Origin of the sequence: Deinococcus arcticus, from assembly GCF_003028415.1 — a bacterium.
Taxonomy (GTDB): domain Bacteria; phylum Deinococcota; class Deinococci; order Deinococcales; family Deinococcaceae; genus Deinococcus; species Deinococcus arcticus.
Window position 1 is genome coordinate 75,563 of the sequence record NZ_PYSV01000015.1, and the last position, 12,752, is coordinate 88,314.

A 12,752-nucleotide genomic window follows, 5' to 3' on the forward strand; every position below is an offset into this window, starting at 1 on the left:
TCCCTGGGAGCTTGCCGGGCAGGCCCTGGCAACTCCACGAAGCAACGGACGCCCGAACCACTGCGCCCGTTGCCCGCCTGGGCCACCAGGGCGTTACCGAAGACTGCCGAACTTGTTCTCGGGAATCATCTGGGCCAGCAGCGCACGAATCTGGGGGACGTCGCTCTGCTGGGCGGCAGTGGTCAGGGTCTGCACGCGCTCGGCAATCTGGGTGGCGTCCACCTGGGCCAGCCGGGCACTGAAGATCTCGGTATGGGTGGTGGCGTCGGCGCCTTCGCTGGGGGTCAGCAGCTCCTCGTACAGCTTCTCTCCGGGGCGAACGCCGGTGTACACCACGTCCACGTTGTGCGCGCCACTCAGGCGAATCACGTCGTGGGCCAGGTCGGCAATGCGCACCGGGTCGCCCATGTTCAGCACATACACCTTGCCGTTCTCGGCCAGGCCCCCGGCCTGCAGCACCAGCCGGGCCGCCTCGGGAATGGTCATGAAGTAGCGCACCATCTCGGGATGGGTCACGGTGATGGGGCCCCCCGCGCGAATCTGGGCCATGAAGGTGGGCACCACACTGCCCCGGCTGCCCAGCACGTTCCCAAAACGCACCGAGACAAAGGCCTGGGTGGAACGGGCCCGCGCCGCGCCGGCAGAAACCACCATCTCGGCCACCCGCTTGGAGGCGCCCATGACACTGGTCGGGTTGACCGCCTTGTCGGTGGAGATGTTCACCAGCCGGCCCACGCCAAATTCCAGGCAGAGATTCACGACATTCTGCGTGCCCACCACATTATTCAGGATGGCCTCGGAGGGGGTCTCTTCCATCAGAGGGACGTGCTTGTGGGCAGCCGCGTGAAACACCACCTCGGGCCGGTAGCGCTCGAAGACGGCCCGCAGCCGCGCGGCGTCCCGCACGTCCCCGATCAGGCCAATCTGCTTGATTTCCGGCCACTGCCGGCCCAGTTCCTGCTGAATGGAAAACACACTGTTCTCGCCGCGGCCAAACAGCAGCAGGGTAGCTGGCCCGAAGGGTGCAAGCTGCCGCACGATCTCTGAGCCGATGCTGCCACCCGCGCCCGTGACCAGGATCACGCGACCCTTGAGATACCCGGCAATCTCGGCCGTGTTGAGCTGCACCGGCGGGCGGCGCAGCAAGTCTTCCAGGTTGACATCGCGGATCTGGTTGATGCTCACGTTCCCGCTCAGAATCTCGAAGACCCCGGGAATGATGCGGTAGCGCAGCCCCGCGCCCTGCGCCAGATCCACCACCCGGCGCACGAACTGCCCTTCGGCAGAGGGCACGGCGATCAGAATCTCCTGGGCCTGCTCCTGGGCGGCCACAGCTGGCAGGGCGCCCACCGGACCAAAGACCGGCAGGCCCACCACGCGCGTGCGCACCTTGCCAGGTTCATCGTCCAGAAAGCCAATAGGGTCCAGGCCCGCTTCCGGGTGCCGCTGCATCTCCCGGGCAATCAGGCTGCCCGCGTCCCCGGCCCCCACAATGAGCACCCGCTGCCGCTGGGGCGCGCCGCGCAGACGAACCCGCTCACTCAGCAGCCGCGCGGCCAGCCGTGCGCCCCCCATCGCCATAAAGCCCAGCACCCCGGCCAGCACCGGCACGCTGCGCGGCAGTTGCAGCCAGCCCTGCAGGATAAACCCCAGGGCAAACATGACCAGCGTGGCCAGGGCGGCCGCCCGCGCCAGCAGGTGCAGGTCACGCAGGCCCACCCGCTGCCACTCCTGACGGTGCAGGGCGTAGTAGGTTTCCAGCGCGGCCATCACGCCCACACTGAGCAGCAGATACCCCCAGACGTTGACGGGTACCCCCTGGTAGATCAGCCCGGGTTTGCGAAAGGCGTAGGCCAGCAGTCCAGCTGCCGTCCAGAGGGCCAGATCAATCACAAATTTGCGGTTGGCCGAGCTCATTTATTGCCGGTGCCCTGAATGACCGATTGCAGCGTCAGCCTGATCACCTGCAGGTCCAGCGCCGGGCCCAGTCCCTGCAGATAGGCGGCGTCGCGCCGCACCTTCTCCTCATCGCTCAGGTCATCGCGGCCTGTCACCTGTGCGTAGCCCGTGATGCCCGGCAGCAGGGCGTCCACGCCCGCCGCCTCGCGCAGGGTAAGCACCGGGGTCTGGGTCATCAGCGCCGGGCGCGGGCCGATCAGGGCCATGTCCCCGCTCAGCACGTTCAGCAGTTGCGGCAGCTCATCCAGACTGGTGCGGCGCAGCACCCCACCCAGCCGTGTCACAGGATTCATACCCGATTTGACCATGTCCTCGGTTGACAGGTTGGGAGTGCCCACCCGCATGGTCCGGAATTTGTAGATGGTAAAAGGACGGTGGCCCCGACCGGCACGCTGCTGGGTAAACAGCACGGGCCCGGGCGAGTCCAGGCGAATCAGCAGAGCCAGCAGGGCAATCAGCGGTCCCAGCAGGACCAGCAACACCAGCGCCAGGACCCGCTCCAGCGGGCCGCGCAGGGCCAGATACAGCCGCTGGCGGGCCGAGAGCCGGGTGTGGATTCCTCCCCCTTCCAGCAGGCTGGCGCCGGTTCTGGCCAGGGCCTGCCAGGTTGGAAAGGGTGGTGCCCAGCCCAGTCGCGTGCGCGCCTTGGCACTGCTGACCTCCAGAGACCCCAGCAGCCGGGACATCACGGCCGCGCGCCCCGTGAGCTGGCCCAGCCGTTCAAGCCAGCGGACAGGCACATTCACCAACCACGCCCGGCGCCCCTGGGCCTCGGCCAGAGACCGGGTCAGCGCCGCTGTGGACAGGGCCTCGCCGTCAGAGGCCAGAAACACTTCACCTGCTGCCGCTGGATGCTCCAGGGCCAGGGCCACCAGGTCCGCCAGATTCTCGACATAGATCAGGCTGCGGCGGTTGTCCACGGCACCCAGCGGCAGGGGCAGGCCGCGCCCGGCAAGACGGGCCAGGGCCATGAAATTCGCCTTGACCCCAGGGCCGTAGACCAGCGGCGGGCGCAGCACCACAACCGCCAAGCCTGTGGCCTGCCCCACCCCCAGCAGCGCCTGCTCGGCTTCCAGCTTGCTCACGCCGTACGGGTCTGTGGGGGCGGGGCGACTCTCTTCGGTTAACGGCTGCCCGGGCTGGGTGGCCTCGCCGTTGACCTTGACCGAACTGAGATACACGAACCGGCGAACCCCGGCCTGTGCCGCCGCCTGTGCCAGAGCCAGCGGCGCGTCACGGTTCACGGCGCGGTAGGCGGCAAGTGGGTCGGGGTGGGTGTCGTTCATGACGTGAACGCGCGCTGCCAGATAAACGATATGGGTAACGCCCGCCAGCAGGGGGGCCCAGTTCACGGCTGGTCCGGTAAGGTCTGGCAGAGCAACACACTCAGCCCCAGCCGGCAGATACTCGGCCCGGCGGGCGGCGGCCCGCACCGCGTAGCCACGCCGCAGCAGGTCCCGGCACACAACCTGGCCCACAAAACCGCTGGCACCAACCACGAGAACGCGGCCTTTCACTGCATGCCTCCGATCTGCTGCAGGGTCTGTTCCAGGTCTGTCAGCAGGGCTTCGCGCTCAAAATGGGCCTCAAAATACTGGCGACCACGCCGGCCCATCTCCAACCGTTCGGCCTCGGGCAGGGCGCGCAACTGCAAGGCGGCCTCTGCCAGCGCGCCGGCGTCCTGGGGCGCACAGGTAAGCCCAGCTCCCGCCTCCTCAACAATCTGGGCGCCCTCGCCTGCCAGAGCGGCCAGGATGGGGCGCCCACAGGCCAGGTAAGACTGCAGTTTGGCGGGCACCGTCAGGGCGAACAGCTCATCGCGGGTAAGGGACACCAGCAGGGCGTCCGCCTGCGCGAAGAAGTGGGGCATCTCGCTGGCCGGGTGACTGCCCAGGAAGACCACCCGGTGCAGGCCCTGCGCCTGGACACGCGCCTCCATCTCGGCGCGCACGCTGCCGTCACCCACAAAGACCCAGTTGATTTCCTCGTCACGTAGCCGCTCGGCCGTGGCCAGCACCGTCATGAGATCCTGCGCTGTGCCCATGTTGCCCGCAAACATGATGGTGAATCCGCGCGGCAGACCGTTCTGGTGGGCCCAGGCCGGGTTTGTCGGCAAAGGCTGGTAGAAGCCCTCGGCATACTGCGGATAGTACCCAATGCGCTCCGGGGCGACCCCCAGGCGCTGCACCCTGGGCATAAAGGCGCGTGAGGTGACCAGAATGCGGTCACAGGCGCGGTAGATGCCGCGCACCATCCATTCAACCGCTTTCAGCGCCCAGGGGTGCTTGACGAAACCTGTGGCAGAGAGACTTTCCGGCCACAGATCCTGCACGTAAAACACAATGGGTCGGCCGGTCAGACGTTTGAGCACCATGGCCGGATAGCCCACAGTCATAGGTGAGGGCTCATAGACAAACATCACGTCGAAGCGTTCGCGGGTCAACAAGGGCCCCAGCACACTGGCCATCAGGGCAAAGGAGGCGTAATTCAGCAGCAGCCGTACGCCGCTGCGCTGCCCCCGGGCCAGCAGTGGCACGCGCAGCACACGAATCTCTTCGTACTGTTCCTCTCTCACCTGATGGCCCTGATAGCCGTGGGTAAAGCGGCCCGACGGGTAGTTGGGGTGACCGGTCAGGACCGTGATCCGGTGGCCGCGCTGGTGAAGTCCCATCACTAGATCATTGATCCGGAAATTCTCGGGCCAGAAATACTGGGTGACAACCAGAACGTGCATTACAGCCCTTTGCGCCACACCACGCGGTTGACATAGTCCGTGTAACTCAGGATCAGGCGGACCACCTTGTCCGAGACATTGGGCATGGCGTAGTCCTCGACCAGCCGCAGCAGTCTCTGGTCCCCCCTGGGCTGCCCCTCCAGGATGGTCAGCCCCTGCATGACCCGCGTGACATTCAGTCCGGTCAGCATCACGGCCGCTTCCTCCATTCCCTCGGGCCGCTCGTGGGCCTCGCGAATGTTGAGGGCCGGGAAGTTCAGAATGCTGGACTCCTCGGTGATGGTCCCGGAGTCTGACAGGACGGCGCGGGCATGCAGTTGCAGGTGAACATAATCGTGAAAGCCCAGAGGTCTGAGCAACTCCACATTCGGGTGAAATTGCAGCCCGGCGGCGTCAATCCGCTTCTGGGTACGGGGGTGTGTGGAGACAATCACGCGCTGCCCAAAGTGGGCGGCCACGGTGTTCAGCGTCTCGTGCAGCCTGTGTAAGTTGACATCGGAATCAACGTTTTCCTCGCGGTGGGCACTCACCACAAAGTAGCTCTGAGGCGTCAGGTCCAGCCGGGCCAGGACATCGGAGGCGTCTATCTGCGCCCGGTAGTGCTGCAGCACCTCGAACATGGGACTGCCGGTCTTGATGACGCGCGCCGGATCCAGTCCTTCGCGCAGCAGATACTCCCGGGCAATCGAGGAATAGGTCAGGTTGATGTCGCTGGTGTGGTCCACAATCTTGCGGTTGGTTTCCTCGGGCACCCGCTGATCAAAACAGCGGTTCCCCGCTTCCATGTGAAAAATGGGAACTTTGCGCCGCTTGGCATTGATGGCGGCCAGGCAGCTGTTGGTGTCTCCCAGAATCAGCAGGGCGTCGGGCTGCTCCTGGGCCAGCAGGGGATCCATGCGAATGAGAATCTGCCCGATGGTCTCGGCGGCCGTTGCGCCGGCCGCCTCCAGAAAATGGTCCGGCTGGCGCACCCCCAGGTCGCGGAAAAACACGCCATTGAGCTCATAATCGTAGTTCTGGCCAGTGTGTACGAGCACGTGGTCAGTGCATTCATCCAGCCGGGCCAGCACCCGGGAGAGCCGAATAATTTCCGGACGGGTTCCGACCACCGTCATCACTTTGAGGCGGCGGGTGAGATGAGGCGTCATACAGGCTCCACAGGTTCTGGAAAGGTATCGGGGTGTTCGGGGTCGTACAGTTCATGGGTCCAGAACAGGGTGGTCAGCAGGCCCTGGCCCACGTTGGTAATGTTGTGCGTGTGCAGTGTGGGAATGTCGACATAGGCTGGCGTCTCACCCTGCACGCGGAAGGTCTGCACCTCTTGCCCGGTGACATGCCGGAGTTTGATCTCGGCTTCGCCCCCTGTAACCAGAAAGCGCTCAATCTTCCGGGTGTGGTAGTGGTTGCCCCGCGTGACACCGGGGTGCGTGGTAGAGAGAAAGGTCTGCCCTCCGTTGGGGCTCTTGATCGCCTCAAAGAGGCTGCCCCGGGGATCGGTGTGCAGGGGCAGCGCAACCGGATAGTGGCCTGGGTACAGGTAGGAGCGGTAGGTGTTAAACAGATCCCGGTCAAAGTCCCGGCGCACATCAGGCACGATGTGCTGGCTGTACAGGGTGTGAAAGCCTTGTAACTTGCTCAGCAGCTGACCCACTGTCAGCTCCTCACCCTGAACACGAACGTCCCCCGTTGCGCCCTGCAGAAGCAGAGCGTGCATCTGCCGGGCCACCGCCTGGGCGTGCAGCTGTTCAATGGGCGCCTGTGCATTCGCGCTGGGCGTCTCGCCCCGGGCCACCTGAAAACAGAACGTGGACACCACCGAGTTGTAAAAGGGTTTGCCGCCCTCCCCAAACACGCCAGGCAGGATCACATTGGCGAACCGGGTGCCGCTGCGCCCTGCCCAAGCCCGCAGCACCGCCGCCGCCTGCCGCTTCGACGCTCCATAAGCCGTGTCCCGCTCAATGTGGGTGGATGAAGAAAACAGGACGTGGGGCCGCTCTCCGGCAGCCTCCAGCGCCTCGACCAGCTGCTCACAGAGCCGTATGTTGGTGGCTGCCACCTCCTGGTCCTCTCCCCTGTTCATGCCTGCGAGGTGGACTATGGCGTCACATTGCCGCACGAACGCCTGCGTGGCCTGGGCCGAGGCGAAGACTTCTCGCCCGCCTGACACCACCTGCGTTTCTGGTTGCCCCCGCAGGTAGGCCTGAAGATGCGTGCCCAGCAGACCCCGCGCCCCAGTGATACCGATCCTCATCGTGGCCCGCTGTGGTAGGCGAGCAGGTCCTGCTCGAAAGCGGGCAGGGAACGCAACAGGTCTTCCACCTGCGCCACCGTCAGCCGCTCGGTGTTGTGCGAGGTGTAGTCGTCAATCAGCGCCTCTTCGGGCTCCCCTTCGGTGAAGTACTTGGCATAATTCAGGTCCCGGTCATCCATAACCAGTCGCAGATAGTCGCCCATATCCTCGGCATTCACCAGTTCCCCGGAGGTGGCCAGGGTCTCGAACAGCTTCTCGGCATGACGGGTGCCGATAATCTCAACGGGAACGTCGGCTCCAAAAAGGTTTTTCACAGCCTGTGCCAGGTCCGCTACCGTGGAAGCCGGGGCCTTGCGCACAAAGATGTCGCCCTGGCGCGCATGCTCGAAGGCAAAGAGCACCAGATCAATCGCGCTGCGCAGTGAAAGCAGGAAGCGGGTCATGTTGGGGTCGGTCACGGTCAGGGGACGCCCCTGCTTGATTTGCTCAACAAACAGTGGAATGACGGAACCACGTGAATACATCACGTTGCCGTACCGCACCGTCGACACCACTGTTGAGCTTCCTTCCCCAAGTCGCCGCGCGGCCGCCGTGGCGACCTTTTCCATCAGGCCCTTGGTCATGCCCATGGCATTCACGGGGAACACGGCCTTATCGGTGCTGAGACAGACGACGGAGCCGACCCGGTGCGCGATGGCCGACTCGATGACGTTGTGGCTGCCCACCACATTGGTCATCACCGCTTGCATCGGAAAAAACTCGCAAGAGGGCACCTGCTTGAGGGCGGCCGCGTGGAACACGAGGTCCACACCCTCCATGGCCTGATCCACACTTTGCCGGTCACGAATATCACCGATGTGGAATTTGACCCTGGAGTTTTTCATGCGGACGCGCATGTGCTCCTGCTTCAGCTCGTCCCGGCTGAAGACACGCACCTCGGCCACCTCTGAATCCTTGATGAGCTGTAACAGTTCGTTGCCGAAAGAGCCTGTGCCGCCGGTAATCAATACCGTTTTGCCATTCAAATTTTGCATGGTGAACCCTCTCAGGAACTGACATTGAATTGAGGCTAAGCCCCGGGCGCAAACAACTGGAGATTATCTTCTCGCACTTCAGGATCACTGGCCACGCGCTGGGCATAGGCTACGCAGCGCTCCCGCCGCGCCTGAGCTTCTTCAGCCGACTCATTCAGGACCTGTGCCACCGCCTTGCGAAACTGGGATGGCTCGTCCAGATCGCAGACCCACCCGACCCCATAGGCGTTAAGGTCCTGCCAGGGCGTGCGGTCACTCAGAATGACCGGGCAGCCCCCACTCAGGGCCTCCAGGACCACATGCCCATAGTTTTCCCCCTGCGTTGGCAGCAAAAAAGCGGTGTAGCACGCAAATGTGGCCGTGACCGCCTCATGTGTCAGAACGCCCCGGTAGGCAACCTTGATCTGCGGAGGAAGCGTTGCCATGACCCGTTGGCACTGCTGCCAGTAGCCCTGATCCTCCAGCGGTCCGTAAATATCAAACTCGATTGGCTGCTGAAGGGTGGTCAAGAGTTGCAGGCTATACAGAAGATTTTTCATGGGTGAAATGCGCCCGATGAACACCAGCCGTGCAGACGCCGGGGCTGCAGAAGCAGGCCCAGCAGCTGTAATGTCGGGCATATCCGCTGCCACCTTCACCCGGACCGGTCCCAGGGCGCGGTAGATATCCCGTTCCTCCAGGGGACTGGATGCCTGAAACGTCGTCACCACCTGCTGAAGGTGAAGGCGCTGAAAAAGCTGCAAATAGACCCGTTTCTTTTTCGCTTTGAGAGCCAAGGCTCCAGGTGAGAATTCACCCCGGGGGGCCAGGACCACCGCGCGAAACAGACCCCGACGGCTGCTGAGCTGAAGCAGCAGCCGGATGGTCCGGACCGAGAAGAAACTGTTGAGATAGAGGGTGTCGGCCTGCAATGAGGCGGCGATCTTGAGAATGTTCCGAGCACGAAAATCGGCGCCGGCCAGATAGATGACCGAGGCTGCACCGACCGCAACGGGAGTGCCGAGGGGCACATCCGGGTAGAGTTCGCCATTGAGGTCCGCATTGCGGGTCACCACGACAAACTCGATTTCTCCGCGCAACGCCTCAATCATATTGGCCACGCTGGTCACAGGCCCACCCGCCAGACGACCGGGGAGATAGGCGTCCATCACAATCAGCACACGGCGCCCAGGCCGCTGGCTCATGGGATCAGGCATGGCCCACCTGACCTGGTGCCTTTGTCATTCCAGGCTCGAAAAGCTTCAGGGACGTCATCAGAAGAAGCCACTGCAACTGCCCCGTACCACCCATACTGAACATGGTCATCTCTCCCAGATTGGACGTGAGGAAATACAACATCATGGGAAGCGCCATCCAACTTCGTCTGACCACGGCGTATGTCATGAGGGCCAGGAAGACGCAAAGAAGCGCCAGGGTCCCCACCACCCCCTGCTCCTCCAGAGCGGCAGAAATCCAGACGCCTTTTTCCAGGGCCACCGCAATAGGGACGCCCACAACAGGTGCATAGGAGATCTCTGCTGTTTCAGGGTTGGACGGAACCCCAAAGCCAATTCCCAGCAGGGGATGGGCGCGGAAATTCTCCAGGCTGCGTTCGACAAGAAACCCACGTGAAGCCTGGGCAGCCCCCAGAATATCGCTGGCCTGAGAGCGCTTAAAAAGGAATGTCTCCAGGGTCGCATTATTGCGGGCCAGCAGGCTACCCCCCGCCAGCACCAACAGCGCCATGAGAAGGCGCAGACCAAAACGCCTGGGGCTGCGAAAAATCATGATGAGTGCTGTGACCAGGGCAGCGGCGCCAAACCCCAGCAGCGCCGTTCGCGCTTCGGACAGCAGAATGCACACCAGCAGTCCGGGAAGAACCAGCAGCATCCAGGGCCGCGCCAGTGCGCATCGCCCATTCCAAGAGCGGTAGAGTAACCAGCTTGCGCCTAGCGACATCCAGACACCGAAAGCCTGTGGCTGATTGGTGATGCCCTGAAATCCGGTGCCATTCACACTAAACCCAATAGATGGAAAGGCGAGCACAGGCAGGCTGAGCAGCAGGTACAGCGGAATGAACCGGTCCACCCGAAACGCGAATGCCTCCCAATCCACCCGGTCTGTGTTAAACAGGACCCACAGCACAAGGATGAACAGCACGCCCTTGAACAGGGAAATACTGGGAAGCTGTGAGACCAGCGCCGCATTGAAGATCAGGAGCGCGGCGCAGCTCAGGAGGCTCCACCCCACACCCAGATCGGCCACCCGATTTCTGGGCCACAGCAGCGCCATACCCAGGAGCAGCGGGATGTACCGCAGTAAGCCCATGGCAGAGGTGTCAAATATTGTTGGATTGGCCAGCGTCAGCAAGACATTTGCGGCCAGCGCATCGGGGATCCGACCACAGAAAAGGAGCACCAGAAGCAGAACCAGTGACACATAGACGCCGCCAGGAAACAGCGCCAGCGCCAGCGCCAGAGGAATGACCAGGTCCAGGACCTGAAACTGTCCCCAGCGCCCGCCTCTGCCCAGAGAAAGGACTGCGGTCACGTTCCCCTCTTGTGCAGACAAGGGGACAGAGCCTGAACCAGCCGGTTGGCCCCACTCTCTCCAGACCACTGCTCCTTCACACCCTTGATGATCTGCGCTCGGTCATTCATGGAGGGATGGCCCCGCTCAAGCTGCCTCCTGAGTGCCAGCACGAGTGCCTCTTCTGTTGGCTCAGTGACCTGACCGCGTTCAGTGACCCCGCGTACCATATCGCTTGCCCCTGTAAGGGTTGTACAAAGAACTGGCGTGCCCTGAAAGAGCGCCTCATTGACTACAGCTCCCCAACCTTCATCGGCAATGTTGGGCAACACAAGCATTGAGGCGTCGGCCATGTGCCGCAGCACCTGTTCGGGTGGCTTGAAGTCCGTGAAGGTCACACGATCATGTAAACCCAGAACCCTGCTGCAGCGCTCCCAGGCTTCACGCTCCGGTCCCTGCGTAATGAGAGTGGCGTGCCATGTCTGATCTTTCAAATGAGACAGCGCCTGTAACAACAGCTCTCCACCCTTATAGGCCAAAGCTCGACCTACAAAAAGTATCTCCGGCACTGCAGGTGCGGTTGCGTTGGGTAGACGTTCTGGAGCCACGAAATAAGCAAAAGGTGTCAGGCACTTGGATGGGTACCCTACGCGGCGATACCAGCGCACACCCAGCTCACCGATGGCCAGAATCTGGCACAGGTGCCGGCCATAGCGCAGTCGTCGCCACATATGTAGGGCCAGCCGGGGATAGCGTTTCAGACCATGTCCATGCCAGTCGCCCGCCTCAGCCATCATGGCCACCGGCCGCCCTAACTGCGTGCACCGTCTGAGCCCGGTGCTGGACGTTGGGTCAAGATGAAGCCCAGAAAACACATGCACCGTGCCGGCTTGCTGCACCAGCAGCTCTATCTGCGCCAGATCAGGGTGCCGGTGGACCGTGAGATGCTCGTAGGGTAGAGCGGCCCAGTGCATGTTCTGCCGCTCCTGAGACACATCTTGGTCGAGGACGAGATCCACAGTCTGAACTTGGGCGTGATGGGAGAGGGCGTTCAGCAGCGCGTACTGATGGGGGCTATAGAATTGCTGCCAGAACACCAAGCGCATAGCCGCAACTATACGACTTCTATTCAGAGACCCGGGCAAATGCCGCAGCCGCATTGGCACCGGTGCAGCTGAAAAAAGCGCTTGGGAGCCTCCTGATATCGTGAGCATGTGAGCGAATCTCTACCTGCACCGCCTGTCTCATTCTTTGGATTGCTGTATCTGGATCAGCAACACGTGGGCGTCGCCAACGCCACATTGAAAAACTACGATGAACAGCGTCTGGTGTATCTAAAAAATGCAGCTCTGCTCGCCGACTCTCTGCGACAACAGGGCTACACTTTTGTCTTGCTCACCAATGGCGCCGAAGAACTCCAGCAACTGGCCCGAACCAACCTCATCACTAAACTTGAAATAAAAAATATTCCTTTTGAAATATCTGTCCCTCAGGGTATACGTTTCTACAGTGCACATTTCAAAATTGACGTTTTCCGGTACTTCTCAACGCTTAGCCTTCCTTATGTGGCACTTCTTGATTTAGATATGGTGGCCATGAATGGCTTTGACCATGCCCTTGCTCGAGTAGTAGACCGTGGCACACCACTGGCATATGACATCACGAATCAGGTGGGTGGGCCAGCTTATATGAAAGACGTTCAGCGTTTGGAGCCAACCCTCAGGCTCACGCCTTGGTTTGGGGGCGAATTTCTTGCCGGCCCTCCCAGCTTCTTTCATCAGTTAATCAACGTGCTGGACGGACATCTCCCAGCTTACATTCGTCAGATCAATGCTTTCCGTCATCAGGGGGACGAAACCCTTACTACTGCTGCTCTGGGTGTTCTCATACGTCAAGGGCTTACTATTGCAGACGCTGGCCAGCTTGGTCTTGTTTTGCGCTACTGGAGTGTGCACCCTGAGCATCGCCAACCCTCAGCACACGAGCGCGCCCAGGTAAGCCTGTGGCACCTGCCCAGTGACAAGAACTTTCTGGCTCAGGTTCCTTTGCCCTTCGATCGCCTGGCGTTTGAACAGCGATACAGGTCCTATTTACGCCGACGCTGGCCCCGCAATGTGGCCAAAGCACTCCGCCTTGCCCTCCGGCGTACCTAGGCCTCTTGCCAGGGAAAGCTGGAGGCACTTGAAACAGCGGCGCCCACTGGGAGGGCTCAACAGCAGTCAGCGTAGGGCCACAGAGCCCACCAGCTACGGCCAATTCAGCGCGT

The 12,752-nt window shown here is 62.1% G+C and carries 10 protein-coding genes; 1 reads left to right on the plus strand and 9 read right to left on the minus strand.

The window, feature by feature from the left end; all coding sequences use genetic code 11:
• Positions 1-93: 93 nt before the first annotated feature.
• From C8263_RS14535 to C8263_RS14575, 9 genes are read right to left on the minus strand one after another with little or no spacing between them, the layout of a single operon-like run.
• A complete protein-coding gene (locus C8263_RS14535) occupies positions 94-1,917 on the minus strand; it encodes a polysaccharide biosynthesis protein (RefSeq protein ID WP_107138859.1) in 1,824 nt (607 codons plus the stop codon).
• Positions 1,914-3,476, minus strand: a complete 1,563-nt coding sequence (locus C8263_RS14540; RefSeq protein WP_107138860.1) for a hybrid nucleoside-diphosphate sugar epimerase/sugar transferase — start codon at positions 3,474-3,476, stop codon at positions 1,914-1,916. Before C8263_RS14540 ends, C8263_RS14535 begins: the two co-directional genes overlap by 4 nt.
• Entirely contained in the window at positions 3,473-4,693 is a 1,221-nt protein-coding gene (locus C8263_RS14545; protein WP_107138861.1) for a glycosyltransferase family 4 protein, read from the minus strand. Before C8263_RS14545 ends, C8263_RS14540 begins: the two co-directional genes overlap by 4 nt.
• Complete coding sequence (gene wecB / locus C8263_RS14550) at positions 4,693-5,841, minus strand: non-hydrolyzing UDP-N-acetylglucosamine 2-epimerase (protein WP_107138862.1); 1,149 nt, start codon at positions 5,839-5,841, stop codon at positions 4,693-4,695. Before wecB ends, C8263_RS14545 begins: the two co-directional genes overlap by 1 nt.
• A complete protein-coding gene (locus C8263_RS14555) occupies positions 5,838-6,944 on the minus strand; it encodes a polysaccharide biosynthesis C-terminal domain-containing protein (RefSeq protein ID WP_107138863.1) in 1,107 nt (368 codons plus the stop codon). The genes wecB and C8263_RS14555 overlap by 4 nt, the downstream gene beginning before the upstream one ends.
• A complete protein-coding gene (locus C8263_RS14560) occupies positions 6,941-7,978 on the minus strand; it encodes a polysaccharide biosynthesis protein (protein WP_107138864.1) in 1,038 nt (345 codons plus the stop codon). The genes C8263_RS14555 and C8263_RS14560 overlap by 4 nt, the downstream gene beginning before the upstream one ends.
• A gap of 35 nt (positions 7,979-8,013) precedes the next feature.
• A complete protein-coding gene (locus tag C8263_RS14565) occupies positions 8,014-9,174 on the minus strand; it encodes a glycosyltransferase (RefSeq protein WP_107138865.1) in 1,161 nt (386 codons plus the stop codon).
• The gene (locus C8263_RS14570) at positions 9,167-10,507 is read right to left on the minus strand and encodes an O-antigen ligase family protein (protein WP_107138866.1); all 1,341 of its coding nucleotides are present in this window, start codon (positions 10,505-10,507) and stop codon (positions 9,167-9,169) included. Before C8263_RS14570 ends, C8263_RS14565 begins: the two co-directional genes overlap by 8 nt.
• A complete protein-coding gene (locus C8263_RS14575; RefSeq protein ID WP_158263817.1) occupies positions 10,504-11,592 on the minus strand; it encodes a glycosyltransferase family 4 protein in 1,089 nt (362 codons plus the stop codon). The genes C8263_RS14570 and C8263_RS14575 overlap by 4 nt, the downstream gene beginning before the upstream one ends.
• Positions 11,593-11,700: 108 nt before the next feature.
• On the opposite strand from C8263_RS14575, the gene C8263_RS18990 reads away from it, so the two are divergent.
• Positions 11,701-12,639, plus strand: coding sequence for a hypothetical protein (locus C8263_RS18990; RefSeq protein ID WP_146160705.1), 939 nt, complete (start codon positions 11,701-11,703; stop codon positions 12,637-12,639).
• Positions 12,640-12,752: the final 113 nt, after the last annotated feature.

Coding starts and splice junctions, on each gene's coding strand:
- C8263_RS14535 (WP_107138859.1), bottom strand. CDS start 1,917: ATGAGCTCGGCCAACCGCAAATTTGTGATTGATCTGGCCCTCTGGACG.
- C8263_RS14545 (WP_107138861.1), bottom strand. CDS start 4,693: ATGCACGTTCTGGTTGTCACCCAGTATTTCTGGCCCGAGAATTTCCGG.
- wecB (WP_107138862.1), bottom strand. CDS start 5,841: ATGACGCCTCATCTCACCCGCCGCCTCAAAGTGATGACGGTGGTCGGA.
- C8263_RS14555 (WP_107138863.1), bottom strand. CDS start 6,944: ATGAGGATCGGTATCACTGGGGCGCGGGGTCTGCTGGGCACGCATCTT.
- C8263_RS14560 (WP_107138864.1), bottom strand. CDS start 7,978: ATGCAAAATTTGAATGGCAAAACGGTATTGATTACCGGCGGCACAGGC.
- C8263_RS14565 (WP_107138865.1), bottom strand. CDS start 9,174: ATGCCTGATCCCATGAGCCAGCGGCCTGGGCGCCGTGTGCTGATTGTG.
- C8263_RS14575 (WP_158263817.1), bottom strand. CDS start 11,592: ATGCGCTTGGTGTTCTGGCAGCAATTCTATAGCCCCCATCAGTACGCG.